The sequence below is a fragment of the Variovorax paradoxus genome, assembly GCF_030815975.1.
Taxonomy (GTDB): domain Bacteria; phylum Pseudomonadota; class Gammaproteobacteria; order Burkholderiales; family Burkholderiaceae_C; genus Variovorax; species Variovorax paradoxus_N.
The window spans coordinates 410,983-435,116 of record NZ_JAUSXL010000001.1 but is presented as its reverse complement, the minus strand read 5'-3'; the positions used below and the strand labels follow the sequence as shown (position 1 = coordinate 435,116).

24 protein-coding genes and 2 pseudogenes are annotated in these 24,134 nt (G+C 67.2%); 11 read left to right on the top strand and 15 right to left on the bottom strand.

All coding sequences use genetic code 11. The annotated features are described in order from the left end of the window. Positions 1–6: 6 nt before the first annotated feature. Entirely contained in the window at positions 7–585 is a 579-nt protein-coding gene (gene msuE / locus QFZ47_RS02035) for an FMN reductase (RefSeq protein ID WP_307654032.1), read from the bottom strand. Between the two features lie 179 nt (positions 586–764). Here msuE and QFZ47_RS02030 point away from each other — a divergent pair, with 179 nt between their 5' ends. The 4 genes from QFZ47_RS02030 (at position 765) to QFZ47_RS02015 (ending at position 4,529) form a co-directional block, all read left to right on the top strand. After that, entirely contained in the window at positions 765–1,844 is a 1,080-nt protein-coding gene (locus tag QFZ47_RS02030) for an ABC transporter substrate-binding protein (protein WP_307654031.1), read from the top strand. Positions 1,845–1,857: 13 nt separating this feature from the next. Then, complete coding sequence (locus QFZ47_RS02025; RefSeq protein ID WP_307654030.1) at positions 1,858–2,667, top strand: ABC transporter ATP-binding protein; 810 nt, start codon at positions 1,858–1,860, stop codon at positions 2,665–2,667. A gap of 157 nt (positions 2,668–2,824) precedes the next feature. Further along, positions 2,825–3,652, top strand: coding sequence for an ABC transporter permease (locus QFZ47_RS02020; protein WP_307654029.1), 828 nt, complete (start codon positions 2,825–2,827; stop codon positions 3,650–3,652). Next, positions 3,645–4,529, top strand: coding sequence for a transporter substrate-binding domain-containing protein (locus QFZ47_RS02015; RefSeq protein WP_307654028.1), 885 nt, complete (start codon positions 3,645–3,647; stop codon positions 4,527–4,529). Before QFZ47_RS02020 ends, QFZ47_RS02015 begins: the two co-directional genes overlap by 8 nt. An 82-nt stretch (positions 4,530–4,611) precedes the next feature. Here the strand turns inward: QFZ47_RS02015 and QFZ47_RS02010 are convergent, their stop codons facing one another. The 7 genes from QFZ47_RS02010 to QFZ47_RS01980 form a co-directional block, all read right to left on the bottom strand. Beyond that, positions 4,612–6,480 carry a family 2A encapsulin nanocompartment cargo protein cysteine desulfurase gene (locus QFZ47_RS02010; RefSeq protein ID WP_370880562.1) on the bottom strand — a complete coding sequence of 623 codons (1,869 nt, stop codon included), beginning with the start codon at positions 6,478–6,480 and terminating at the stop codon, positions 4,612–4,614. 66 nt (positions 6,481–6,546) lie between these two features. Then, positions 6,547–7,479 carry a family 2A encapsulin nanocompartment shell protein gene (locus QFZ47_RS02005; protein ID WP_307654026.1) on the bottom strand — a complete coding sequence of 311 codons (933 nt, stop codon included), beginning with the start codon at positions 7,477–7,479 and terminating at the stop codon, positions 6,547–6,549. Between the two features lie 62 nt (positions 7,480–7,541). Next, positions 7,542–7,811 (bottom strand): helix-turn-helix domain-containing protein, encoded by a 270-nt coding sequence (locus QFZ47_RS02000; RefSeq protein ID WP_012747027.1) that lies wholly within the window; start codon positions 7,809–7,811, stop codon positions 7,542–7,544. Then, a complete protein-coding gene (gene epsC, locus QFZ47_RS01995; RefSeq protein ID WP_307654025.1) occupies positions 7,808–8,722 on the bottom strand; it encodes a serine O-acetyltransferase EpsC in 915 nt (304 codons plus the stop codon). The genes QFZ47_RS02000 and epsC overlap by 4 nt, the downstream gene beginning before the upstream one ends. A 33-nt stretch (positions 8,723–8,755) precedes the next feature. Then, entirely contained in the window at positions 8,756–9,238 is a 483-nt protein-coding gene (locus tag QFZ47_RS01990; protein WP_307654024.1) for a rhodanese-like domain-containing protein, read from the bottom strand. A 184-nt stretch (positions 9,239–9,422) separates the two neighbouring features. Next, positions 9,423–10,154, bottom strand: coding sequence for an oxygen-binding di-iron domain-containing protein (locus tag QFZ47_RS01985; RefSeq protein ID WP_307654359.1), 732 nt, complete (start codon positions 10,152–10,154; stop codon positions 9,423–9,425). Between the two features lie 83 nt (positions 10,155–10,237). Then, positions 10,238–11,074, bottom strand: coding sequence for a class I SAM-dependent methyltransferase (locus tag QFZ47_RS01980; RefSeq protein WP_307654023.1), 837 nt, complete (start codon positions 11,072–11,074; stop codon positions 10,238–10,240). 193 nt (positions 11,075–11,267) lie between these two features. On the opposite strand from QFZ47_RS01980, the gene QFZ47_RS01975 reads away from it, so the two are divergent. After that, complete coding sequence (locus tag QFZ47_RS01975) at positions 11,268–11,810, top strand: nucleotidyltransferase family protein (protein WP_307654358.1); 543 nt, start codon at positions 11,268–11,270, stop codon at positions 11,808–11,810. 54 nt (positions 11,811–11,864) lie between these two features. Here QFZ47_RS01975 and QFZ47_RS01970 read toward each other — a convergent pair whose 3' ends face one another. After that, entirely contained in the window at positions 11,865–12,845 is a 981-nt protein-coding gene (locus tag QFZ47_RS01970; RefSeq protein ID WP_307654022.1) for a tripartite tricarboxylate transporter substrate-binding protein, read from the bottom strand. Positions 12,846–13,050: 205 nt separating this feature from the next. On the opposite strand from QFZ47_RS01970, the gene QFZ47_RS01965 reads away from it, so the two are divergent. Beyond that, positions 13,051–13,593 (top strand): MarR family winged helix-turn-helix transcriptional regulator, encoded by a 543-nt coding sequence (locus QFZ47_RS01965; protein WP_307654021.1) that lies wholly within the window; start codon positions 13,051–13,053, stop codon positions 13,591–13,593. Between the two features lie 62 nt (positions 13,594–13,655). Further along, positions 13,656–15,869, top strand: a complete 2,214-nt coding sequence (yccS, locus tag QFZ47_RS01960) for a YccS family putative transporter (RefSeq protein ID WP_307654020.1) — start codon at positions 13,656–13,658, stop codon at positions 15,867–15,869. A gap of 13 nt (positions 15,870–15,882) precedes the next feature. Here the strand turns inward: yccS and QFZ47_RS01955 are convergent, their stop codons facing one another. Continuing rightward, positions 15,883–16,785, bottom strand: a complete 903-nt coding sequence (locus QFZ47_RS01955; protein ID WP_370880554.1) for an amidohydrolase family protein — start codon at positions 16,783–16,785, stop codon at positions 15,883–15,885. 211 nt (positions 16,786–16,996) lie between these two features. On the opposite strand from QFZ47_RS01955, the gene QFZ47_RS01950 reads away from it, so the two are divergent. The 3 genes and pseudogenes from QFZ47_RS01950 to QFZ47_RS01940 all read left to right on the top strand — a co-directional run. After that, positions 16,997–17,680: an aspartyl/asparaginyl beta-hydroxylase domain-containing protein gene (locus QFZ47_RS01950; protein WP_307654019.1), complete on the top strand. Its 684-nt coding sequence runs from the start codon at positions 16,997–16,999 to the stop codon at positions 17,678–17,680. Positions 17,681–17,898: 218 nt separating this feature from the next. Further along, positions 17,899–18,987 (top strand): hypothetical protein, encoded by a 1,089-nt coding sequence (locus QFZ47_RS01945; protein WP_307654018.1) that lies wholly within the window; start codon positions 17,899–17,901, stop codon positions 18,985–18,987. A 228-nt stretch (positions 18,988–19,215) separates the two neighbouring features. Next, positions 19,216–19,554, top strand: a pseudogene (locus QFZ47_RS01940) (hypothetical protein); the annotation flags it as partial. Here the strand turns inward: QFZ47_RS01940 and QFZ47_RS01935 are convergent. Further along, entirely contained in the window at positions 19,467–20,420 is a 954-nt protein-coding gene (locus QFZ47_RS01935; protein WP_307654017.1) for a GlxA family transcriptional regulator, read from the bottom strand. The pseudogene QFZ47_RS01940 and the gene QFZ47_RS01935 overlap by 88 nt on opposite strands. 108 nt (positions 20,421–20,528) lie before the next feature. Here QFZ47_RS01935 and QFZ47_RS01930 point away from each other — a divergent pair, with 108 nt between their 5' ends. Next, positions 20,529–21,527 (top strand): SLAC1 anion channel family protein, encoded by a 999-nt coding sequence (locus QFZ47_RS01930; protein WP_307654016.1) that lies wholly within the window; start codon positions 20,529–20,531, stop codon positions 21,525–21,527. 48 nt (positions 21,528–21,575) lie between these two features. On the opposite strand, the gene QFZ47_RS01925 is transcribed toward QFZ47_RS01930, so the two are convergent. The 4 genes and pseudogenes from QFZ47_RS01925 to QFZ47_RS01910 all read right to left on the bottom strand — a co-directional run. Continuing rightward, complete coding sequence (locus tag QFZ47_RS01925) at positions 21,576–22,502, bottom strand: protein NO VEIN domain-containing protein (protein WP_307654015.1); 927 nt, start codon at positions 22,500–22,502, stop codon at positions 21,576–21,578. 69 nt (positions 22,503–22,571) lie between these two features. Beyond that, the gene (locus QFZ47_RS01920) at positions 22,572–23,030 is read right to left on the bottom strand and encodes a RidA family protein (RefSeq protein ID WP_307654014.1); all 459 of its coding nucleotides are present in this window, start codon (positions 23,028–23,030) and stop codon (positions 22,572–22,574) included. Positions 23,031–23,106: 76 nt separating this feature from the next. Then, positions 23,107–23,658, bottom strand: a complete 552-nt coding sequence (locus tag QFZ47_RS01915; RefSeq protein WP_307654013.1) for an alpha/beta hydrolase family protein — start codon at positions 23,656–23,658, stop codon at positions 23,107–23,109. Then, positions 23,606–24,025: pseudogene (locus QFZ47_RS01910) on the bottom strand (transposase); the annotation flags it as partial. The pseudogene QFZ47_RS01910 and the gene QFZ47_RS01915, both read right to left, overlap by 53 nt. Between the last annotated feature and the right edge of the window lie 109 nt (positions 24,026–24,134).

The following is a 24,134-nucleotide window of genomic DNA, read 5'->3' as shown; positions in this document are numbered from 1 at the left end:
GAGCGCTCAGGCCAGCGCCAGCGAGGGCACCTCGACCGGCCCGCTGGCGCGCTGGCGCAGCACCGGCAGCGCCCGCTCGACGGCCAACGCAATGCGTGCGCGCAGCGCCTCGCTGCTCACGCGGTAGTTCTCGAACTCCTTGTCGGTCGCATAGACGCCGATCGGCAGCGTGTGGGCCTGGAAGAAGCTGAACAGCGGACGCAGCTGGTGGTCGATTGCCAGCGCGTGGCGGTCGCTGCCGCCCGTGGCCGCAAGCAGCACCGGCACGTCGATCAGCGATTCGTGATGAACGAAGTCGAAGAAGTGCTTGAAGAGCCCGGTGTAGGAACCACGATAGATCGGGCTCGCCACCAGCAGCAGGTCGGCGGATTCGACGTCCTTGAGCGACTGCTCGACATCGGACGGAAGCTGGCTGCGCTGCACCGCGCCGCCGAACCTGGGCACCAGCTGGCCGAGTTCGATGAGGCGTGTTTCGGCGGGCCAGGCGTCGGTCAGGCCTTCCAGCAGTTCCTCGACCAGCGCGAGCGTGCGCGAGGGGCGTTGCAGGCCGCCGGAGACAGCGACGATCTTGAGTTTTTGGGTCATGGTGAAAGTAGAAAAAGTCAGACCATGAATGTGCCGGCCGCGCGGTCTTTTTTGCGCACGGGCTCTAGAAGCATTTCAGCTATGCATGTGCGGTTTTCTTCGTTGATGGGACAGGCAAGGCTTCCTAGGATCGGCGCTTCCCAACCAGCCAGACCGCTCCCGCGCCGGAGCGCGCCGCCATGCCCATCGAGACGCCCTCCTCTTGCCTTGCCAGCGCCTTGCCTTCGAGGCGCCTGGCGCTCAAGACCCTCGCCTCCCTCGCATCCGCCACCGCCATCGGCGGCCTGGCGCTTGCGGGCTGCTCGCGCGGCGATGGCAGCAAGGCCGCCGCGGCCAACGGCCCGGCCGTGGTGAAGAAGACCGGCGACAAGGTCGCGTTCAAGTACCCGAACAACCCGTCGTTCGACCTGATCTACCTGGCCGACGAGCTCGGCTATTTCGAGGGCACCAACACCCGCCCCGAGTACGTCGGCAAGATCGCCGCGCCGCAGATCATTCCGCTGGTGGGCACGGGCGAGATCGACTTCGGCAGCCGCATGGTGCCGCTGGTGATCTCGGCCATTGCGTCCGGCGCGGACCTCAAGGTGGTGGCTGCAGGCGGCAAGACGCTGCAGGAAGCGCCGCACATGAAGTACTTCGTCCGCAAGGACTCGGGCATCCGCCATCCGAAGGACCTCGAAGGCAAGACCATCGGCTTCAACAGTTTCGGCGCCTGCGCCGAGTTCGTCACCAAGAAATACTTGCGCCAGCACGGCGTGGACGTGACGAAGATCAACTTCGTCGTCGTCCCCGACGAGCAGGCCGAGCAGACGCTGGTGACCGGCAACACCGACCTTGCGATCATCCACGCGCCCTTCTCGGGCCGGGCCGACAACGCCGAGCCGCTGTTGCGGCTGTGGAGCGACTACGACCTCGACGGCGGCCTTGGCGGGATGGCGCCGTACAGCGCGCATGGCCAGTTCATCCGCGAGCACCCCGAGGCGGTGCGCGACGTGGTCGCGGCGCTGGCCAAGGCCGGCAACTGGGTCAATGCCAACACCGAGGAAGCGCGCAAGCTGGTGGCCAAGCGCATCAACATGGACCTGAAGAACGTCGACCGCTACGCCTATGTCGACGATCTGGTGGTGACCGAGCCGCCGATCCAGTACTACATCGACATCCTGCAGTCCGAGGGCAAGCTCGCCGCCGGCAAGGTGGCGGTGAAGGACGTCTACACCAACGAGTTCAACCCTTTCGCACCGCAGGCCGCGAAGTCCTGACCCGACGCCCGCCATGAGCTTCAAGATCTCGGCCCGCGACGTGCGGATGGACTATGCGGCGCGCGGTGCGAGCGAGCGCGTGCGCGTGCTCGAAGGCTTCGACCTGGACGTGCGCGACGGCGAATTCCTTTCGGTGCTCGGCCCCTCGGGTTGCGGCAAGTCGACCTTCCTCGGCATCCTGGCCGGGCTGACGCAGCGCACCGGTGGGCGCATTGCCATCAACGGCCAGCCGCTCGCGGGCATCAACCGCAACCAGGGCGTGGTGTTCCAGGGCTATGCGCTGTTTCCATGGCTCTCGGTGCTCGACAACATCGCGGTCGGGCTGGAGATCCGCGGCACCGCCAAGGCCGCGCGCCGCCGCATCGCGCATGAATACCTCGAACTGGTGGGCCTGCACGGCTTTGCGGACCGCTATCCGCACGAGATCTCGGGCGGCATGAAGCAGCGCGTGGCCATTGCGCGCTCGCTCGCCTACAAGCCCGACGTGCTGCTGATGGACGAGCCCTTCGCGGCACTCGATGCGCAGACGCGCGAGATCCTGCAGGGCGAACTGCTGCGCATCTGGGAGCAGTACCGCAAGACCATCGTCTTCATCACGCACAGCCTGGAGGAAGCGGTGTACCTCTCGGACCGCGTGGCGGTGATGACGCAGCGGCCCGGCTGCATCAAGGACATCATCGACATCCCACTCGCGCGCCCGCGGTCGGCGGAAATTCGCCACTCGAGCGAGTTCGCCGCGCTGCGGCAGTGCGCCTGGGAGGTGCTGAAGGACGAGGTGCAGATCGGCTTGCGGCCCAGGTCGCTCGAAGAGGTGGTGTCATGAGCAGCGCACTCCGATTTGCTCCTTCCCCTTCCGGGGGAAGGCCGGGATGGGGGCACGCGGCCTCCGAAAAGCCGCTGGTGATTGATGCGCCGCTTGCCCCCACCCCAACCCTCCCCCGGAAGGGGAGGGAGCAACAGCCAAGGGCGGAGGTGGGACGATGAGCGCCGTGCTCGATGCGCCGGTGGCCCGCTCACCGGGCCGCTTTTTCAGGTTCGTGCGCAGCCTCGCCCGCGTGGCCGAACGCGGCATCGGCCTCGTGATCTTCCTGGCGCTGTGGGAGGCGCTGCCGCGCCTGGGCGTCGTGAGCGATGCCTACCTGAGCCCGCCGTCCGCCGTGGTTGCGAGCATCGTCCAGCTCGTCGACACCGGCCAGCTGTGGAAGCACGTGGCGGCAAGCCTGCAGCGCTCGCTGTGGGGCCTGCTGCTCGCGAGCTTCTCGGGCGTGGTGCTGGGCCTCCTGATCGGCAGCTCCAGGCGGCTGGCGGCCGTCGTCGATCCGGTGCTGCAGCTCTTTCGCCAGACCTCGGCCTTCGCGCTGTTTCCGGTGTTCATTTTGTTCCTGGGCATCGGCGAGCTGTCGAAGGTGGCGATCATCTTCTGGGCCTCGTTCTGGCCGGTGCTGCTGAGCACGGTGAGCGGCGTGAAGCAGGTCGACCGGCTGCTCGTCAACTCGGCGCTGTCGATGGGCGCCTCGCCGCGCTTCGTCTTCTTCAAGGTGGTGCTGCCGGCGTCGCTGCCGTCGATCTTCACCGGCGTGCGGCTGGCGGGGGCCTACAGCATCACGGCGCTGGTGGCGGCCGAGATGATCGGCGCGCATTCGGGCCTGGGCTTTCTCACGCTCAACTCGCAGGAGACCTTCCAGATCCCGACGATGTATGCCGGCATCCTGCTGTTGGCCGTGCTCGGGCTGCTGCTGAACTACCTGCTGGCCTTGCTGGAGCGGCGACTGCTGCGCTGGCGCAAGGGGCTGAGCCTCGATGACTGAGCGCAGGCGGTCGAAGCGCGGGCTGGTGCTGGCCGGCACGGCGCTGGCGATGGCCGTCGCCGTGGCGGTGGCGATCGCGGGCATCGGCGGCGCCTGGGCTTTCGCGACGCCCGTGCTGTCGGGCCTGCCGAAGGGACCGGTTCTCGCCCAGGCGATCGAGCGCGGCAGGCTGATCGTGGGCGTGCGCCGCTATCCGCGCCCGGCCCCGCCCGAGGCGCCGACGCCGCCGGAGCCCGATGGTTTCGACGCCACGCTCGCACGGCAACTGGCGGCTTCGCTCGGCGTGCCGCTGGAGCTGGTCGGCCTCGACCCCGCAGCGCAGGAGGCTGCGCTGAGCGAGGGCCGTGTCGACCTGCTGGTCACCGGCGTGCCCGCGCAATCCGCGCACGGTATCGCCGCCGCCCCCGGCAGCTACGACGTCGGCCGCGGCCTCCTGGTCGCGCTCAGGCGCGGCAAGGTCCAGGACGAGGCCGCGCTGCGCGGTGCCCTGGTCTGCGTGGGCGAAGGTTCGGGCTACGCCGGCGCGGTGTCGCAGCGCTATGGTGCGCAGCCGCGCAGCTACCCCTCTTCGGTGCATGCAGCGTCGGCTTTCATGGCCGGCGAATGCGCGGCGCTCGCCGAGGACGGGGAGGTGCTGGACCGGCTCATGCAGAACGAGGAATGGCGCTTCTACCAACCGCTGGCGAGCGGCCTTCGTCCATCGTCGGATGCAGCCATCCGCCTGCCCGAAGGCGACGCTGTCTCGCGCGACTACCTGGCGGCCGCGCTGCGCCGATGGCGCGCCGACGGCACGCTGGACAAGGCGCGCGGCGCACGTGCAGGCAATCTTCAGTTCGAGATCACGCTGCTCAAGGACGGCTTGGTCTGCCATTCCTGAGCAGTGCGCGTCAGCCTTGCATGGCACGCCATTGCGCGGACGCGGATTCGCGGCTCACGAGCTCTCGGCCGCCATTTCTTCCCTAACCCGCGCGGCGCTGCCCTGCCAGCCGCCGCACCACCGACACCAGCCGGTCGATCTCGTCGAAGGTGTTGTAGAAGGCCAGCGACGGCCGCACGGTCGTCTCGACACCGAAGCGGCGCAGGATTGGCTGCGCGCAGTGATGGCCTGTGCGCACCGCGATGCCTTCTTCGTTCAGCGCGTGGCCCACTTCTTCGGTGGTGTAGCCGTCAAGCACGAAGGACATCACGCTCGCCTTGTCGGCCGCCGTGCCGATCAGCCGCACGCCGCGGATCGCGCGAAGCTGCGCCATGCCATAGGCCAGCAGGTCGTGCTCGTAGCGCGCGATGTTCTCGATGCCGACCTTGTGGACGTAGTCGATCGCGGCCCCCAGCCCCACCGCATCGGCAATGTTGCCGGTGCCGGCCTCGAACTTGTTCGGGATCGGCTGGAACACGGTCTTCTCGAAGGTCACGTCGGCAATCATGTTGCCGCCGCCCTGCCAGGGCGGCATGTCCTCGAGCACTTCGCGCTTGCCCCAGACCACGCCGATGCCGGTCGGGCCGAACACCTTGTGGCCGGAGAACACGAAGAAGTCGGCACCGATGTCCTGCACGTCGACCCGCATGTGCGAGACCGATTGCGCGCCGTCGACCAGCGCCCTGGCGCCGGCACGGTGCGCGAGCTCGACGATCTCCTTCACCGGCACCACGGTGCCCAGCGCGTTCGAGACCTGCGTGACCGCGACGATCTTGGTGCGGTCGTTCAGCAGCTTGCGGTATTCGTCGAGCAGCACCTGGCCCGAATCGTCCACCGGAATCACGCGCAGCTTCGCACCCTTGGCGGCGGCGAGCTGCTGCCACGGCACGATGTTGGCGTGGTGCTCGAGGTTGGAGACGATGATCTCGTCGCCCTCGCCCACGTGCTGCCCGCCCCAGCTCTTGGCCACGAGGTTGATGGCCTCGGTGGTGCCGCGCACGAAGATCACCTCCTCGACTTCGGGTGCGTTGAGAAACAGGCGCACGCGCTCGCGCGCGCCTTCGTAGGCATCGGTGGCGCGCGCGGCCAGTTCATGCGCCGCGCGGTGGATGTTCGAGTTCTCGTGTGCGTAGAAGTACGCGATCCGGTCGATGACCGATTGCGGCTTGTGCGTGGTGGCGGCGTTGTCGAACCACACGAGCTGCCGGCCGTTCACGCGCTCCTGCAGGATCGGGAAGTCGCGGCGTACGGCATTGACGTCGAACGGCGGATGCTGGCCGCTGCCGGCGAGCGGCACGGCATCGACGAAGTAGAACTGCGGCTGGCTCCCTCGCCCCTCTGGGGAGAGGGTTGGGGTGAGGGGCTGCTCCGCACCTTGCGTCGTCCGCTGGCCCTCACCCCAGCCCTCTCCCGCAAGCGGGAGAGGGGGCAAGACCTGTGGAAGGACGGACACGGCGGAGGCTGCGCCGGCCGGCGGATGCCCGAAGCTGTTGTTCAGGAAGTAGAACGGCGACGCGCCCGCTTGCGGCGCGAAAGGCGTGGCAGGCGCGTTGGCTTGCTGCGGCACGCCCAGCACCGAACTGCCGAGACGAGGCTCGAAGGCCGGCGCGACCGACAGCACGCTGTCGGGCACGCCGTTGCCCGCCACCGCATGCGGCAGCAGCGCCGGCGCGCGGTTCGCAAGCGAAGGCAGTTGCGTGGGCGAAGCCGGCACCAGGTTCGCGCCTGGAACCTGCCCCTGCGGAAACGGCGTGCCGGGCACGCTCGGTCCGAAACCGGCAGGACTCGCCAGCGGCGAGCCCGGCGGCGCGACGTTGGCAGGAAACTGCGCGCCCGGCACCAGCCCGCTCGCCGCACCGGGCAACGAGGCAGGCGGCGTGCCCGGCAGCGCGGCGAACATGGCGCTCGCCATGCGCGCGAGAACGGCCGGATCGAACGGCGCCTCGCCCGGAATCGATGGTGTGATGCTCACTGCGGCTTACTTGTAGGTGTCGGGATAGTCGTGGTACTTGCCGATCTCGACGTCGTCGAGCACGGCCAGCGCATCGGTGGTCAGCACCGCCAGCGAGCAGTACAGCGAGATCAGGTACGACGCGATCGCATGGTTGTTGATGCCCATGAAACGCACCGACAGGCCCGGGCCCTGCTCGCCCGACAGCCCCGGCTGGAACAGGCCCACCACGCCCTGGCGCTTGTCGCCCACGCGCAGCAGCAGGATCTTGCTCTTGCCGTCGGCCACCGGCACCTTGTTCGACGGGATCAGCGGAATGCCGCGCCAAGTGATGAACTGCGAGCCGAACAGGCTCACCGTCGGCGGCGGCGTGCCACGGCGCGTGGCCTCGCGGCCGAAGGCGGCAATCGCGAGCGGGTGCGTGAGGAAGAAGGCGGGCTCCTTCCACACCTTGGTCAGCAGCTCGTCGAGGTCGTCGGGCGTGGGCGCGCCGGTCAGCGGGAAGATGCGCTGCTCTTCGCTCACCTGGGCCAAGAGGCCGTAGTCGGGGTTGTTGATGAGCTCGCTCTCCTGGTTCTCCTTGATCGTCTCGATCGTCAGGCGCAGTTGCTCCTTGATCTGGTCGTGCGGGCTGCTGTAGAGGTCGGAGATGCGGGTGTGCACGTCCAGCACGGTGCTCACGGCATTGAGGTAGTGCTCGCGCGGGTTCTCCTCGTAGTCAACGAAGGTGCGCGGCAGCTGGTTTTCTTCTTCGCGCGAGGTGCAGGTGACCTTGATCGACTCGGGGTTCCTGACCTTGTTGACGCGGTAGATGCCCGCCTCCACCGGCACCCATTGCAAGAGCTGCGTCAGCCAGCGCGGACTGATGGTCTCCAGCTGGGGGACTGTCTTGGTGGCGTTGGCCAGCTGGCGGGCGGCGTTGTCGCCAAGGGCGGTGATACCACCGACTGTTGCGCTCATGAATCAAGGCTCCGTGTTGGGAAGAAGGTGGCCGCAAGTGTCAGGCGGCCTGGGGTTTTCCCTCAACAGGCTATAGCCGCCAAGTTGATCCTGCGCACAAGGCGCGATTGCTCCAGCTGTTCGCAGCGCAGCAGCAGGCCGACCATGTTGATGTCCAGTGCCGCAGCCAATTTGTGCGCTGTGACGATCGAGGGGATGACGCGCCCGCGCTCCACTTCGCCGACATAGGAACGGTTCAGGTCGGCGCGCTCGGCCAGCGCTTCCTGCGACCAGCCCTTGCCTTCGCGCAGCTGGCGGATGGTCACGCCGAAGTCTTCCACGAAGTCCTTCATGCGCCACCTGCCTTCGGCGCATTCTGCAGGCTGGCCTGCGTCACGCTCGCGCCCGCGGGCACGTCGTCGGTGATCCACACGTTGCCGCCGATGACCGCGCCCTTGCCCAGCGTCACGCGCCCAAGGATGGTGGCGCCAGCATAGATCACCACGTCGTCCTCCACCACCGGGTGGCGCGGCAGGCCCTTCTGCAGGTTGCCCTCGGCATCGGTCGGGAAGCGCTTGGCGCCGAGTGTGACGGCCTGGTACAGGCGCACGCGCTTGCCGATGACCGCCGTCTCGCCGATCACCACGCCCGTGCCGTGGTCCATGAAGAAGCCCGCATCGATCTGCGCGCCGGGGTGGATGTCGATGCCGGTCTGCGCATGCGCGAGCTCGGCCACGATGCGTGCCAGAAGCGGCAGCCCGAGCTGGTAGAGCTCGTGCGCCAGCCGGTGGTGGATCATCGCGAGCACGCCCGGGTAGCACAGCAGCACCTCGTCCACGCTGCGCGCGGCCGGGTCGCCCTGGTAGGCCGCGAGCACGTCTGTATCGAGCAGGCGGCGCAGTTGCGGCAGCGCGTTTGCGAAGCGGCGCACCGCATCGGTCGCGGCGTCGTCGATCTCGCCCGGGGACCGCGGTTCGTGCCGGGCATTGAATTCGAGTTCGAGGCGCGCCTGCACCAGCAAGGCCTGCAAGGCGGAATCGAGCGAGTGGCCGATGTAGAAGTCTTCGCTCTCGTGGCGCAGTTCCGGCGGCCCGAGCCGCATCGGAAAGAGCGCGCCCTTGAGCGACTCGACGATCTGCGCGAGCGCGTGGCGCGACGGAAACTCGCGTGCGCCGGGCTCGCGCGAGCGCCGCTGTGAATCGCGCCATTCGTCGCGCACGCCATGCAGCGCGCGCACGATGCCGCTCACCTCGAAATGAGCCATGTGGTTGTTCTCCCTGAAAAAGGAACGCTGGCGTCAGTCCTGCACCCACGGCAGGCCGTGGAAGCGCCAGCCGCCGGAACCGCCGCGGTGCTGGCGGGCGTCGATCTCGCCCTCGAAGCCCTCGAGCACGTTGAACACGTGCGTGAAGCCGGCCTTGGCGGCCGCCTCCGCCGCGAGTGCCGAGCGCTTGCCGCTGCGGCACAGCAGCAGCGCCACCGCGTCCTTGCCGCCGTGCTTCGCAAGCCTGGCTTCGAGCTCGCGCACGAAGCGCGGATTGCGCGTCAGCGCCGTGCCGGTCGCCCAGGCCACGTGCAGGCTCTCGGGCACATGGCCCACGAACTTGCGCTCTTCGCCCGAGCGCACATCGACCAGCACGGCCTGGCCACCTTGCACGAGCGCCCATGCGACGGGCGGCGTCACGCCGCCGGCGTAGGTCCACCCCGCTTCGGCCGCACGAATGCGTGCTTCTTCGAGGGCGGGCGGCAAGGCGACGAGATCTTCAACTTCCACTGACATGCGCTGGGGCTCCTGTGCGTTGCTTCATTCGCCATCGGGCTTGGTGGCGATGACCATCACTGTAGGAGCGGGGCGATCAAGCTCAAACAACCGAAAAGTCGGTTCTAAACAACCAATCGTTCTAAAGGGTCAAGGCCCAGGCGATGGGAATCCCCGGTCCACCGCTGGTGGCCGTGCGCCTGACTCAACGCTGCGCCGACAACGCCACTGAAAGCTGGCGCAACAGCGACGCGCCGTCACCCTGCCATGCGCTGCCATGCATGCAGGCGAGCGTGCGGGGCTCCTGCTGCGCAAGCCTGGCCAGCAGTGCGGCCGTTTGTGGCGCATGCGCGTAGTAGTCCATCTGGTTTCGGAATGCCTCACTGGGGCCCAGGATGTCGGCATCGGTCAGCGCCTTGCTGCTGTCGCCCGCCTGCGTGAAGAGGTCGCCGCAGAAGAATGTACGCGTGCGCGTCTCCATCATCAGCCCGCATTCCCAGCCATGCGGAAGATGGGGCGTGTCGAACCAGCGCATCGTGTGGCTGCCGAGCGGGAGCTCCTCGCCGTCGGCCAGCGCGCGCGGTGAACGGTCCGCCAGGTCACTCATCGAGACCATGGCGGCAATGCTGCCGCACAAGGGCACGGCTTGCGGCGCTGCTGCGAGAAACAAGTTCAAGGCGCCGCACTCGTCCGCCTCGACATGGGACAGCCCGATGTAGCGCAGGCGCTCGACCGGCATCACGCTCGCGATGGCTTCGCTCACCAGCGGGAAAAGCTGGCGCGGCCCGGAGTGGAACAACAACGGCTCGTCGTCGACCACAAGGTACTGGTTGAAGCTGAATAGATTGCCGTCGGGCAGCGGCACCGGCGTATTGATGCGGAATATGCCCGCCGCGATTTCCTGCACGTTGGTGCCGGACTGTGGATTCGTGGTCATGCGTGTCTCCTCGGCGTTGCGGAGCGACGACCCGATGCGTCGCCAGAGCGCCACGGTACTCCAATTTGGCAATCCGGCGGCGATCAGCTTCCCCGCGCGACCGGCATGTCCGCAGGCGCCGTGCCCTTGACCGCCCAGGCCAGCGCGGCATAGGAGCGGGCGCCGTCGGCTTCGCCATCGAGGTAAGCCGCCGCTACCGCCTCGCGCAGCCGCGAGCGCGCAGCTGCATCGAGCGTGGCGACGTACTCCGCGCCGGGCCCGTCCTTGCCCTCGAAGGGCGTCCAGTAGTCGGCGAACGAAGCGAATTCCATCCGGATCGCGAGCGTCGTCTCCTCCACGCCCTTGAACCCGGCGTCGCGCCATGCCCGCGCCAGTTCGCCGGGTCGCGTCAGGGGCCGCGTGTAGTTGCGGGCGCGGCGCACGCCGGCCTCCGGGTCGAGCATGGCGGCGGTGTCGAAGAACATGCGATTGGAGACCCAGCCGCCGCGCGCGTCCCACACCGCCGCGCCGACCACCGCGCCCGGCTTGGCGACGCGGCGCATCTCGGCAATGGCCTTGCTTGGCTCGGGAACGAAGTGCAGCACCAGCAGCGAGAGCACGCGGTCGAAGCTTTGCGCCGGGTACGGCAGCGCGCAGGCGTCGGCCACCTCGAAGACGATGCGCGCATCTTCGTTGTGGCGCTTCGCATGTTCGATGTAGGGCTGGGCGAGGTCCACGCCCCGCACCTCGCCCGCGCCGGTGCGGCGGGCCACGGCAAAGGCCAGATGGCCGGTGCCGCATCCGACGTCGAGGATGCGATCGCCGTCCGCGGTGCCGACGAAATCGAGGAAGGGCAGCGCAAGGAGGCGGCTCCAGCGGCCCATCAGCCGTTCATAGCCATCGCCGTCGGCGGCGACGAAGGTCGAGGACGTGGTGCTCATGGCAATCCCTCCGCACGGCCGGGCGCAAGGAGAGTGCCGTGCAGGCAGATGCTATGCCTCGGCCGATGGCTGCGTCAACGCCGGCGCGACGGCCGGTGGCGGCCCGGGGGCTGACCTTGGATAGCACCCGCCGATTTACCATCGAGACATGACTTTCAGCCCCAGGACGAGCCATGAGCAGAGGCTTGCTGCAATGGTGACCGCATCAGACGAGTTGATGGCCGCGCTGCGAGTCGTCCGCTCGCTCGGACTGCGATCTTGGTGTATTGGCGCTGGCGCCATCCGGTCTCTGGTATGGGACACCCTTCATGAGTTTGACCAGCGTTCGACCGTTGAAGAAGACATGGATGTCGTCTACTTCGACGCGGGGGCTGGTCCAGGGCAGGATGCCGATCTCGAGAACCGGCTTCATTCAGCCATGCCAAGCTTTCGGTGGGAGGTAACGAACCAGGCGCAGGTGCATCGTTGGTTCGCCGCCGCCCTCGGCCAGGTGGTGCCACCTCTCGCATCCCTCGAAGAAGGCGTTGCGACGTGGCCGGAATTTGCTACCTGTGTCGGTGTATACCTGAACGAGGATGAATCGTTGGGCGTGGTCGCTCCACATGGACTTGATGACCTGTTCGAGTTGCGTGTCCGGCACAACCCGCTCAGGGCGAGCGTCGCGACTTACCGGGAGCGTGTCATGGCGAAACGGTTTGGTGAGCGGTGGCCTCGGCTTTCAATCAGCACGGATTAAGGGCAGAGTGCGCCCAAAAGCCGCCCTTCGAAGCCGCGTTGATTGATGGGCCATTCAGGGCTGGAAGCCCGAGCGCCGCACCACCGGCTCCCATTGCCGGCGGAAGGCCTTGAGCATCTGCACGGTTTCGGCCTGCGTGCTGACGACGGGCGTGATGTAGGCAGCGTTGGCGGCCTTCTGCAGCGCCGGGTCCTGCATGACCTCGCGGATCGCGGTGGCCAGCAGCTGCACCTTGGCCGGCGGCATCGAGGCGGGCGCGAAAAAGGTGTTCCAGCCGTCGGCATCGATCTTCATGCCGGCCTCGCGGAAGGTGGGGATGCTCGGCGCGAAGCTCACGCGCTTCTTGCCCGAGACGGCCAGGATGCGGATCTTGCCGGCCACGTGCTGGCCATAGAGCGAGTCGAGCGTGTCGATGGCGATCGGCAGGCTGCCGCCGCTCAGGTCGGCCGACAGCGGCGCCGAGCCGCCGTAGCCCTTGATCTGCGGCTGCACGCTCAGCGCGTCGCCCACCATCAGGCCGAAGAAGTGCGGCAGGCTGCCGGTGGCCGGCACGCCGAAGACGGCCTCTTCCGGATGCGCCCAGAGCCGGCCCACGAGGAACATCGCGCGGTCGAGCTGCAGCTTGTTGCCCACGGCCAGTGCGAAGTCGTAGCTGCTGACCTGCGACACGGGCACGAAGTCTTTCTCGGCGTCGTAGCCCGCGTCCTTGAACACGAGCGGCGCCACCACCATCACCGCGGGGTTGCCGAGCATCAGCACGTTCTGCGGCGCGGACGCGCGCCTGAGTTCCTTGGCCGCGAGCCGGCCGCCCTCGCCAGGGCGGTTTTCCACCGTGACCGCCACGCCGAGCTTCGGGCCCAGCCGCTCGGCGACCAGGCGCGCGATGCGGTCGGTGCTGCCGCCGGCGGTGTAGCCGACCACCAGCGTGAGCGCGCCATCGAGCGCGGGCGCCTGGGCATGGGCCAAGGGGGCGGCACAGGCGGCGAGCGCCAGACACCATGCCGTGAGCTTGCGCCGGGAAAGGAATGCGGTCATCGGATCTTCCTGCTTGCAGTGGAGGCGAACGGGCACGCGCAGGGCTTCACGGCGACAATCACCGGCCCACATTCGTTTCTTCCCGTGTCATTTGTTACATGGTTATACGCACGCAACAAACAGTTGATCTAATCCATCATTTCCGCGCGAGGCGCGCGAACGACACCGCCTTGACGGGCCCGACCTGATGCACGACACGCAAGGCATGCAAGCCTTCCCCGACGCCAGCGCCCTGCGCGCGCCTCGCTCCCTGGACGAGCTGCTCCTGTACCGGCTGTCGCGCGCGGTGCGCACCGCCAGCGGCATGGCCACGCGCCTGGTCGAGGGCGGCTTCGGCATCACGCGCCGCGAGTGGGGAATGATCGGCACGCTCGCGCAGCACGGCGAGATGACCTCCTCGGCGCTGGCTGCGCACCTGCAGCTGGACCGCGTGCGCACCTCGCGCGGCCTGCGCAGCCTGGTCGAGAAGAAGCTGGTGTCGCGCCGGCAGGACGAGGAAGACCGGCGCGGCGTGCATGTGCGGCTGAGCCCCTCGGGCCGGCAGCTCTTCGAGCGGGTGTTTCCGCGCATCGCGGCCCTCAACACCGATCTGCTCGCCGGCATCGCGCCCGCGCAGCTCGACATCTTCCTGCAGTGCCTGCAGCACCTCGAACAGCGCGCCGGCGCGCTGAGCGCACAGGGCGTGGTGGCGGAGAAGGCCGACCGGCGCGCGGGCGGCACGCGGCACCGCTGGCCGGAGGCGGGCTGAATCCTGCAGATGCGGCCGCAGCACAGGCCGCGCGCTGGCACGCATCGTGCAAAACGATGGCAATGTCTTCTCTCTCCCTCGATCTTTTCCACCAGCGGCTTCGCCGGATGGCCGGCCATGCCCAGCCGCTGCGGGTGTTGCTCACGCTCGGCAGCCTGATGGCCATCGGCAGCCTGAGCGGGCACGCCGAAGCCATGACGCCTCTTTTCCTGGGTGCCATTGCAAGCGCGCTGGCCGAAACCGACGACAGCGGCCGGGGCCGGCTGCGCGCGCAGGCCGTCACGCTGCTGTGCTTCGCGGCGGCGGCCTTCGCGGTCGTGTCGTGGATCGACACGCCCGTGCTCTTCGTCCCGGGGCTGGCGCTGGCTGCGTTCTCGCTGACGATGCTGGGCGCGATCGAGCCGCGCTACAAGGCCGTCGGCTTTGCCACGCTCATTCTTGCGATCTACGCCATGCTGGGCATCGACGGCAGCGCGGCTGCCGCAAGCGACGCCGGCCGGCTGCAGGAAGCCCTGCTGCTGCTGGCGGGCGCGGCCTGGTATGGCGTGTTCTCGGTGGCGTGGTGCACGTTCTTCCCGGCCCAGCCGGTGCAGGCGCAACTGGCGGGGCTGTTCCGCGTGCTGGGCGACTATGTGTGTTTCAAGGCCTCGCTCTTCGAGCCGCTGCGCGGCATCGACATGGAGCGCAAGCGGCTGTCGCTCGCGCAGCTGAACACGCAAGTGGTGGCCGAACTCAACGCCGCCAAGGAAGGCATCTTCCGGCGCATCGGCAGCACGCGCGCGCCCACGGGCCGCATCGTGCGCTACCGCGGCCTCTACCTGATTGCGCAGGACGTGCACGAGCGCGCTACCTCGTCGCACGACGACTACAACGCGCTGGCCGATGCCTTCTTCCACAGCGACCTGCTGTACCGCTGCCAGCGCGTGCTGACCCTGCAGGGCGAGGCCTGCCGGCGCCTCGCCCTGTCCATCGAGCGGCGCGAGCCCTTTGCCGCCGATCCCGCCACCGGCCACGCGCTCGTGGAGCTGCAAAGCGCCATCGACCACGAGCGCGCGCAGGTGCGCGAACCGCGCCGGGCGGCGCTGCTCGCGTCCGTCGAGGCCATGGCGTGGAACCTGGCGCAGCTCGAGCGGCAGCTCGCCGGCGCCACCGAGCCGTCGGCCCGGGCCGGGCGCGCCGACATGGGGCTGTTCGACCGCTCGCCGCGTTCCGGGCGCGAGATGGTGGAACGCGTGCGGCGCCAGTTCACGCCGCGTTCGGCGCTGTTCCGCCATGCGCTGCGGCTGGCGGTCGCGCTGGTGGCCGGCTACGGCGTGATGCTGCTGATCCATCCGGTGCGCGGCTACTGGATCCTGCTGACCACGCTGTTCGTCTGCCAGCAGGCCTGGGGCGACACGGTGTCGCGCGTCGGGCAGCGCATCGCGGGGACGGCGATCGGCGTGGTGGCGGGCTGGGCGCTGCTGGTGCTCTTCCCCCAGCCCTGGGCCCAGTCGCTCCTTGCGGTGGCCGCGGGCGTGTTCTTCTTCGCCACGCGCGCGACGCGCTATCTGCTGGCGACCGCGGCCGTCACGGTGCTGGTGCTGATGTGCTTCAACCAGGTGGGCGACAGCGACGTGCTGATGGTGCCCCGGCTGATCGACACCGCCATCGGCAGCCTGATCGCCGCGCTGGCGATGGTCCTGGTGCTGCCCCACTGGCAGGCGCGGCGCTTCAGCGACTTGGCGGCCGCGGCGCTGCGCAACCACGCGCACTACCTGCGGCAGATCGCGGGCCAATACCGCTCGGGTGCACGCGACGACCTGGCCTACCGGCTCGCCAGGCGCAACGCCCACAACGCCGATGCAACGCTGTCCACCGCCGTGTTCGAGATGTTCCGCGAACCCGGCTTCGTGCGGCCGCGCGCGGGCACGGCGCTGCGCTTCCTGATCCAGTCGCACACGCTGCTGAGCTACCTCTCGGCACTCGGCGCACATCGCGTGGCGCTGCATGTGCCGCAGCGGCTGGACGCCTTGCGCATGGAGGCCGAGGGCGCCGCGGCGGCATTGGATGCACTGGCCGCGTACATGGAAGGCGGCTCGCCGGAGGCCGTCACAGCGGGCGTCGAGCCCATTGATCTTGAGCCGCCGGAAGCAGCGCCCCATGGGAGCGATGCCGGCGATCACGCCGCGCGGCTTTTCCGCACCGAGCTTGCGCTGGTCCGGCAGCAGATCGAGGCGCTGCGCGAACAGGCCGGGCGATGGCTGCAGCCGCAGCCCGAAGGCGCCACCGGCGGCTGAGCGAACGAACCTCTCAGCGCAAATCGAACAACGCGGCCGCGTTGCCCCAGGCAATGCGCCGCGCCACGTCGGGCGGCAGGTCGCCCAGCCAGGTGCGATAGCCGCGCATGATCTCGTCGTAGGCGCTCCAGCGCTGGTTCACCCAGGTGTCGGAGCCGATCATGAAGCGCTCCGGGTACTTTAGGATCAGCGCACGCCACTCGGGGCACAGCCTGTCGCCTTCGCAGGTCAGGCCTGGCCGGTACGAGAGTTCGCCCATCAGCAGCGGATAGCGCTCCAGCAGCGCCTGCACCCGCTCGATGGGCGCACCGCCAATGCCGGTGTGGGCCCAGATCAGGCGAAGGTCCCGCCCCTTCGACGGCGCGTTGGCCATCAGGAGGTCGATCGCCACGTCGTCGACATGCGCGAGCACCGCGAGCTTCTGCCGCTCCGCCAGCGCGATCAGCTTCTTTGCCACCGGGCCGTTGGCATTGGCGCTGTCGTACAGGTGGAACTCGCCGAGCCCGCGGTAGGGTCCGCTCGCGGTACCGCGCGCCAACTCGGCCTGCACCATGTCGTGGATGGTCTCGTCGCGGAACCAGTTGCTGTAGTCGTCGCGGTTGCGGTACAGCCGCACGAAGGGCACCACGGTCACGCCCGCGGCGCGGGTTTCGCGCGCCGCAGCCAGTGTTTGTGTGCCGGCGTTGGGCCGCGAATTGGCAACGATGGCCGTCACGTTGTTGCGCTGCATGCGCGCGAGCGCCTCGGCGGGCGGATAGGGCCCCGTGTTGCCGTCCCAGGCTTCCTGGTTGTAGTGCAGGTGTGTGTCGAACAGCGGGCCGGCGTAGGGCGACGCGTTCTCTGCAGCCTGGGCGTGGGGCGCCATGGCGAAGCAGGTGGCCAGGACAAGGGCCGCGAGGAGCGGGATGGCTCTCATGTGTTTCATCAGGGTGGAACCCGCCTATTTTGAACCTGTCGAACCGAGCGGCGAAAGGAAGCCGAACAGCCCGAACCCGGTGCGCTTCTGCAATACGGTTTCGTGATTCCCGGCACGCGCGCCTTTCGAAGCGGGTGCTAGTATGTGTATCAATGTTAAATTGGCAAAAACATGGCTTTTTTGCCCGGGCATGGAAGGGCGAGAAGACACCATGAAGCGCTCGAAAGACGTCATGTTCGCGAGACTGGCTGATTTCAAGGTCGATCCCGAAAAGCTCCAGGCCCACTTCCTGGACCATGTCAAACGGCAGCCGGCCGTGCCCTACCGAGACAACCGGGTCGACTACATCGGCTGGGCCGTGACCAGCCGCGACGGCACCTTGACCGACGGCATCCGGCGCATCGCCCCGACGCAGGCCGCCGCTCCCAGCCGGGGAGTCACGCCCACCGAGGTGTGCACGGGCTATCTCGCCGAGGTCATGGAGAGCCTGCACCAGCGCGGCATCGAGCACTTTCGGGCCCGCATCATGCAGCTCGAGAGCGAAGGCGAAGAGATGCCGCTGCACACGGATGCGCTCAGGGAGACATGGCGGCTGCACATCCCCATCATCACCAACCCCAATTGCTTCTTCGAATGGCAGCGTGCCGATGGCAGCATCGAGAGCGTGCACCTGCCCGCCGACGGTTCTGCATGGCTGGTGCGAGTGGACCTGAGCCATCGCGCGGTCAATCGCAGCAATGAGCCATCGAACCGCGTCCATCTGTTGATGGGCCTGAGCCCGGGCCCCGATTTCTCGATGCTGGCCGAGCCCCGGCTGCCCGTGCTCCAGGAAACGCCCGCCGCTGCAGCCCCAACGCTTTCTGCTGCAGCAGAGAGCGCCGAGCGGCCCGCATGACCGCGCATCCACCGGGGCGAGCCGTCGAAGTGTGAAATGAACAGCTGCCCTGCTCTTTCAGGGTGTGCGGCGCGAGCCCCTGGAGAGAATATCCACCCCCGAAGCCATGCCGGCCGCGTCGTACGGGACAAATTGCTCTGGAATTCCCTGACCTGAAGAGTTGTCCGTTGATCGAGCCTCGCTTGGCGAGCCATGCAGGATATGCAACAGGAGCAGCAATGCCGACCAAGAAATCGCCATGGAAGCAAATGATCGCGCTCGGAGCGATCGCGTGTGTACTGAGTTCCACTTCCGCAGTTTCGGCGCAGGACCTGCAAGAGGCGCCCGCATGCAGAACCTCGAAGAATCCGCACAGGCTGGAGCTGGAGCAGAAGTTCGAGTTCAATGGCATCCGGGTTTTTTATACGCAGTCAGGGCCGCACGCGCTGTACACCAACGTGGATCTGAATCGCAATGGCGTGCCCGATATCGTCGAAGACGCGGCATTGCACCTCGACACGGTCCGGCAGATATTCAATCGGAACGGCTTTCGCGACCCGCTGCGCAGCACCAGGTTTCGGCGCGCCGAAACCATCGACATCGACTTCTTGGACTTCGGCTCCTACAGCGAGGAGAACGCGAAGAAAAGAGGGCTGTCGTTCTCCGGGGTGGTCCGCTACCCCCGCAGCCGCAACCGCGATGACAAATGCTCGATCTCCATCGGCATCAATTCCACAATGCGCGGAAATCATGAGCGGGTGAAGGACTACCTCATCCCGCATGAGTTGTTCCACCTTTATCAATACGGCTACACCATGTTCCGCGCAAGCTGGTTCCTGGAGGGAATGGCGAAATGGGCGGAATGGGTCACGCTCGCAGAGAACGAGCGCAATCGCGAAATGTGGAGCACCCCGCTTCCTTCTTCGCAGAAAGAGCTCAACGAACGGGTTTTCCTCAACCCGAATCCCTATGACGTGAGGCATTTCTGGAACCGGTTGGCCGAACTCGCCAAGAGCCAGGACGCGCCGATGATCATCCCCGAAGAATTGCGCAGCAGAAGATTTGCCGATGGAACGCCGGTGATCAGGGACGAGGTCTGGCGCGGACATTCCCTGATGCTGAAGATTCTTCAGGAACTGGATGAAGAAGACGACAAGGTCACGCGCGAAAAGAACCGCCAGCCGAATCAATGGACCCATGAAGACCAGCGTTCGATGGCGAACAACCCGATATTGATGAGGGCTGTTCAACGCGCCATGGGCTCCTTTCGGATTTCCACGCCGGAGGTCGTTCGGTTTCTTGCCCTCGATCCGGCATCTCCGGGCTGAAGCAGCATTGACGGTGAAGCCATATTTCGGCGCCTGCCAACATGGGATGCGGACCGTGTTGCGACACCGCCACGACCAGCACCGCCTACCCGGCGCGCCAAGTCACGATCGCGCCATTCCCACGTACAACGCGCTGCGCCATGCCAGTTCGACCTACGCGCTGCTCGAAGGCTGAAAGCTCGCGCTCTACCGGCCCGAGGAGCGCTACCTGCGCTTTGGCCTGGGCAACGTGCGCGCTACCTGCTCACGGGGCACTTCTGGCCAGAGCTCGCGATGTTCTTCAGGAACCCCTCACGCATCGTGGGCAGCTCCTTCATCCGCCACCACAGCTTCCGCGTGCGCATCGACGACGTGGAGCATTACCTGTCGGACTATGTGGCGCACTGGAAGTACCTGGAAGGCGGCGGCCGGCCGGGTTGCAGGCCATGCGGGAAGGATGATCTCATCCGCGGCAAGCATGGCAGCGCCGCACTCCGCCTTCATTTCGCGAACCGCCTTCGATACTCCACGAGGCTCACGCCAAGGCGCCGGCCGAACGCGCGCCTGAAGCCGTCCACGTTGGCGTAGCCCACCTCGCCCGCCAGGCGCTTGGCCGGCAGCTGCGACTCCTCGGCCAGGCGGCGGGCGGCATCGATGCGGGCGTTCTCGACGAACTCGGCCGGCGTGGTGCCGGTCTCGCTTCGAAAGAGCCGCGCGAAGCTGCGCTCGCTCATGCCGGCGCGCGCTGCCAGCGTCGGCACGGACAGGTCGTCCTTCAGGTGCGAAAGGACATAGTCCTGCACCTGCCGCACGCTCGAGCGCTCGGAGGTCTGGGCCGCCAGGTGGGCGCTGAACTGGCTCTGGCCACCCGGGCGCTTGAGGAACATCACCAACTCGCGCGCAACGCGCAGCGCGAGCTCGCGGCCGTGGTCCTCCTCCACCATGGCGAGCGCCAGGTCCATGCCCGCGGTCACCCCGGCCGAGGTGAAGAGCTTGCCGTCCTTCACATAGATCGCGTCCGGTTCGACGGATGCCAACGGGTAGGCTGCTGCCAGGCGCGCGGTGGAGTTCCAATGCGTCGCCACGCGTTTGCCGTCCAGCAGCCCGGCGGCCGCGAGCACGAAGGCGCCGCTGCACACGGAGCCATAGCGCCGCACCGTGCGCGATTGACGCCTGAGCCAGTTGTGCAGCGCCACATCGCCGGCGACCTGGTCAATGTCGGGGCTGCCGGCCACAAGCAAGGTGTCGATCGGTGTGCGATGCGCACCCACTGTGGCATCGACGGCCAAGCGCACCCCGCTGCTGCTCTTGAGCAACCCGGCCTCGGTGCCGACCACCTGAACCTGGTAGGCGCGCGGCTGCCCGAGCTGGCGCGCCGCCTCGGCGAACACGTCGGCCGGGCCGGCCACGTCGAGCAGCTGGACACGGGGAAAGGCAAGGATCGCGACACGCATGGCAGTGAAGGCTCGGTGATTGGCGGAAAACGTCGTGCCGCGGCGCCCGCGGCACCGGCAGTCTGGCAGAAACTATCCATACCAGCAAATTCAGCCAACGAGACCCTCATGCAGAATGATTCATTGAATCCACCCTTCCCGGTTTTCCATCCCTCCAGCGAGGCTTCGCTGCGCAACCTGCCCGTCAACCTGTTCGGCTCCGTCATGGGGCTTTCGGGGCTGGCCCTGGCCTGGCGGCTGGCACATGGCAGCCTCGGCGCGCCAGCCGCCATCGGCGAGGCCATCGGCGCCTTTGCGCTTGGCGTCTTTGTGCTGCTGGCGCTGGGCTATGCGACGAAGCTGGCAAGGCATCCGCAGGCCGTGCGCGGGGAATTCCATCACCCGGTGACCGGCAACTTCTTCGGCACCATCGTCATCTCGATGCTGCTGCTGTCGGCCGTGATCGCACCCTACAGCGCGTCCGCCGCGCACGCGCTGTGGACCCTGGGCGCGATCGCGACCTTCGCGCTCGGCTTCATGGTGGTCTCGCGCCTGCTCAAAGGACAGCTGGATGCGTCGCATGCGGTGCCGGCCTGGCTGATTCCGGGCGTCGCCACGCTGGACATCGCCGTGACCGCCGGGCACGACCCGTCCATGGCCTGGGCCGCGGAGCTCAACTTGCTGGCGATGGCCGTGGGCGCGGTGCTCGCATTGGTGCTGTTCGTGCTCATCGTCGGCCGGCTGGTGCACCAGGCTCCGCTCGCGCCGGCGATGACGCCCTCGCTGATGATCCTCGTGGGGCCCTTCGCGGTCGGGTTTCTCGCCTACACGAACATCACGGGCAGCATCGACCGCTTTGCCGCACTGCTCTTCTACTTCGCGCTCTTCATGTTCGCGGTGCTTGCGCCGAAGGTGTTCCGGCCCAGCGTGAAGTTCTCCGTGGCATGGTGGGCGATCGGCTTTCCGATGGCGGCGCTGGCCAACGCGGCACTCAAGTACGCGCAACTGCGGGCGAGCACGCCGCTCTGGGTCATCGCGGTCCTGCTGCTCGGGTTGCTGACCGTGGCGCTGGCGGTGCTCACCGTGCGTACCCTGCGCATCGCGTTCAACGGAAAGCTGTTCACATGAGCCGGGGCTTTCCTGGCGCACAGCCGCCATGAAGGCAGCGGCTTCCCGCTAATCCAGCGGCTCGAACCCCGGCGCCTGTTCCATTTCGGAAGGCTTGTAGATCTTGTGCTGCGCCGCGGTGCCGATGACATCGGCGACCACCAGCAGCCGCCAGAGCGGCTCGCGTGCCGAGCAGGCGCGTTCTTCGCTCGTGAGCCGGAAACTGGGCACCCCCGTGGACGTGCCCTTCACCGCCACCCTAAGAAGCGTGGCGCCCTTCGCGTTCGACACTTCGAGATCGTAGCCGAGCTTCTGGCTGGTGACGTCCTCGGCGTTGTAGCCGTAGCCCTTGAAGTGGCGCATCACATAGGCGATGGCGGCGGCCTGGACCTCTTCCCGCGAGGCCGACCGCTCGGCAGCCGCCGCCCCCGGATCGCCGGCAGCGGCCTCCGGCACGCTGCCCCGCGCCTTGGCCGCCTGAATCTCCGCCTCGCCGGGCACCCAGCCGCGCGCACCGCGCACCAGGATCGCGAGCTGCTGGTCGGAATCCCAGGAGGCGACATGCCATTCGGCGTCGTCGCGCACCCGCGTGGAGACCTTCGCGCTCTTGTTGCTCTCGAGTTCGGCAATCGCAACGCGGTTGGTCTGCAGCACGGCGCGAAAGCCCTGGCCTGCATCGACGGTGCGCTTGAGCAGCGCACGGCGGTCCTTGGCACGCTGGATCTGCTGGGGGCTGCGCACGCCGCCGCCGACACGGTGCTGCGTGTCCAGCGACTCGAGGCAGAACCAGCGCCCGTCGGCGCCGATGTTCACGAACTCCGCCCAGATGGTGGCAATGACGTTGTCGCCCGTCGCGAGCCAGGCATGATCGAACGGCTTCTCCCGCGCATCGAAGACACCCATCTTCGCGACGATCTCGACCGGCGTCAGCCGTGGTCCTGACAGCCGCATCTCATCGATGACGGCGAGCACTTTGGGGTCGACTTCCTTGTCCATTCAGCGGGTCTCTGGCGAGTTCGGGGGGTGGGAAGTATGCCGCATCGGATGCGGGCCCAGCCAGACCGATCATTGCCGTCCTGCCGTCAACTGCTTGCCGAAAGGAATCCGGCCGCTGGCATCGAATCCTTTCGCGTCCACATGTTCAGCCGCGGCGATGCACTCGATTTCGAGCAACATGCGCGAGTCCGGAAGCGCCGACACCACGCAGGTCGTGCGTGCCGGATACGGCGCGGGACCGAACGCTTTTGCATAGCGGCGGTTCATCTCGGCCACGTCCTGGGCGCGGGTCAGCAGCACGTTGACCTTGACCAGAGAGCGCATCGACGCGCCGCCACGCGCCAGCACCTCTTGCAATGCAATCACCGCCTGGTCGAACTGCGCGCCGAAGTCGCCTTCGTCGATGCGCCCATCGGGGTAATAGCCGGGTGTGCCGGAGACGAAGACGAGCTCGCCGATGCGCGTGGCGGCCGACAGCGGCGGCATCTGAAAAGCGGCGTTCGGCGCAATGTGTTGAATGTCGGGCATCGGGTTCCTGAAGGTGGGTGAGTCAACTCGGGAAGAAGGATGGCACAGGCCGGCCACTCGGGGAAGCCTTGGCTTCTCACGTGCCGTCCGCCAGCTGCGCGGTCAGCCAGTCGCAAATGAACGCCTGGCCCAGGCTCGGGATGTCGGCCTGACAGTGCGAAGCGCCTGTTTCTTCGGCAGTGAATATCTTGAGCGCCACAGCAACGCCGTGCTGCCTTGCGCATTCGACGGCATCGAGTGCAGTCTGCAGTCCGAGCAAGTCATGCTTCCCTTGAACGATCAGATAGGGGCAGCGGATCTTCTCGATGAAGCCGGCGTGAAGATCGGAGATCAGGCTGTCCGAAACGACCGCCTTCAGACGCCGCTCGGCCGATGCGGCGCGCGCCGCGCCGATGCCTCCCAGGCTGGCGCCGTAGAGCGCGATGCGTGCGCTGTCCATGTCGCTGCGCGCACAGAGCCAGTCGATGCAGCGCGCCACCGGGATTTCGACATCGGCACGCTGAGCCACCGCGCGCTGCCGCAACGCCGCGCCCTGCTTCGGCAGATGGGGGTGCGGATAAAAACTTGGACTGGTTTTATGTCGCGAGTCCGAGACTTTGTCGGTATTCGATGGGGCTGCGAGAGCCAAGGGAGATCTTGATCCGCTTCTCGTTGTACCAGCGGATGTAGGAATCAACTTCTTTGATGAACTGCTCGACCGTGGCGGCCCTCCAGTCCCGAGGGTAGAACAGCTCCGTTTTCAGCCGGCCGAAGAAGCCTTCGCACGCCGCGTTATCAGGCGAGCACCCCTTGCGAGACATCGAGCGAACCAGCTTCGCGTCACCGATCCTCGATAGCCAACCAGGCCAGCGATAGTGGGCACCACGGTCAGAGTGAACGATGGGTCGGGCATTGCCGTCGGCCATGGTCTCGATCGCTGCATCCAACATCGTGTTGACGAGCTCAGCATTTGGATGCTCCCCAATGGACCAGCTGATGACCAAGCCATCGAAGCAGTAATAGTCGCCCTGACGCGTTTGCCGAGCTTGATATACAGCTCGACCGCTCGAATCCTGTCTTCGTATGAATACATGAACTACCTCCTGGTAGTCCAAGTTTTTGTCC

Excerpts from the sequence above, each read along its gene's own strand:
- msuE (WP_307654032.1), bottom strand. The coding sequence starts at position 585 with ATGACCCAAAAACTCAAGATCGTCGCTGTCTCCGGCGGCCTGCAACGC.
- QFZ47_RS02030 (WP_307654031.1), top strand. The coding sequence starts at position 765 with ATGCCCATCGAGACGCCCTCCTCTTGCCTTGCCAGCGCCTTGCCTTCG.
- QFZ47_RS02025 (WP_307654030.1), top strand. The coding sequence starts at position 1,858 with ATGAGCTTCAAGATCTCGGCCCGCGACGTGCGGATGGACTATGCGGCG.
- QFZ47_RS02020 (WP_307654029.1), top strand. The coding sequence starts at position 2,825 with ATGAGCGCCGTGCTCGATGCGCCGGTGGCCCGCTCACCGGGCCGCTTT.
- QFZ47_RS02015 (WP_307654028.1), top strand. The coding sequence starts at position 3,645 with ATGACTGAGCGCAGGCGGTCGAAGCGCGGGCTGGTGCTGGCCGGCACG.
- QFZ47_RS02010 (WP_370880562.1), bottom strand. The coding sequence starts at position 6,480 with ATGGCGAGCGCCATGTTCGCCGCGCTGCCGGGCACGCCGCCTGCCTCG.
- QFZ47_RS02005 (WP_307654026.1), bottom strand. The coding sequence starts at position 7,479 with ATGAGCGCAACAGTCGGTGGTATCACCGCCCTTGGCGACAACGCCGCC.
- QFZ47_RS02000 (WP_012747027.1), bottom strand. The coding sequence starts at position 7,811 with ATGAAGGACTTCGTGGAAGACTTCGGCGTGACCATCCGCCAGCTGCGC.
- epsC (WP_307654025.1), bottom strand. The coding sequence starts at position 8,722 with ATGGCTCATTTCGAGGTGAGCGGCATCGTGCGCGCGCTGCATGGCGTG.
- QFZ47_RS01990 (WP_307654024.1), bottom strand. The coding sequence starts at position 9,238 with ATGTCAGTGGAAGTTGAAGATCTCGTCGCCTTGCCGCCCGCCCTCGAA.
- QFZ47_RS01985 (WP_307654359.1), bottom strand. The coding sequence starts at position 10,154 with ATGACCACGAATCCACAGTCCGGCACCAACGTGCAGGAAATCGCGGCG.
- QFZ47_RS01980 (WP_307654023.1), bottom strand. The coding sequence starts at position 11,074 with ATGAGCACCACGTCCTCGACCTTCGTCGCCGCCGACGGCGATGGCTAT.
- QFZ47_RS01975 (WP_307654358.1), top strand. The coding sequence starts at position 11,268 with ATGGTGACCGCATCAGACGAGTTGATGGCCGCGCTGCGAGTCGTCCGC.
- QFZ47_RS01970 (WP_307654022.1), bottom strand. The coding sequence starts at position 12,845 with ATGACCGCATTCCTTTCCCGGCGCAAGCTCACGGCATGGTGTCTGGCG.
- QFZ47_RS01965 (WP_307654021.1), top strand. The coding sequence starts at position 13,051 with ATGCAAGCCTTCCCCGACGCCAGCGCCCTGCGCGCGCCTCGCTCCCTG.
- yccS (WP_307654020.1), top strand. The coding sequence starts at position 13,656 with ATGTCTTCTCTCTCCCTCGATCTTTTCCACCAGCGGCTTCGCCGGATG.
- QFZ47_RS01955 (WP_370880554.1), bottom strand. The coding sequence starts at position 16,785 with ATGAGAGCCATCCCGCTCCTCGCGGCCCTTGTCCTGGCCACCTGCTTC.
- QFZ47_RS01950 (WP_307654019.1), top strand. The coding sequence starts at position 16,997 with ATGAAGCGCTCGAAAGACGTCATGTTCGCGAGACTGGCTGATTTCAAG.
- QFZ47_RS01945 (WP_307654018.1), top strand. The coding sequence starts at position 17,899 with ATGCCGACCAAGAAATCGCCATGGAAGCAAATGATCGCGCTCGGAGCG.
- QFZ47_RS01935 (WP_307654017.1), bottom strand. The coding sequence starts at position 20,420 with ATGCGTGTCGCGATCCTTGCCTTTCCCCGTGTCCAGCTGCTCGACGTG.
- QFZ47_RS01930 (WP_307654016.1), top strand. The coding sequence starts at position 20,529 with ATGCAGAATGATTCATTGAATCCACCCTTCCCGGTTTTCCATCCCTCC.
- QFZ47_RS01925 (WP_307654015.1), bottom strand. The coding sequence starts at position 22,502 with ATGGACAAGGAAGTCGACCCCAAAGTGCTCGCCGTCATCGATGAGATG.
- QFZ47_RS01920 (WP_307654014.1), bottom strand. The coding sequence starts at position 23,030 with ATGCCCGACATTCAACACATTGCGCCGAACGCCGCTTTTCAGATGCCG.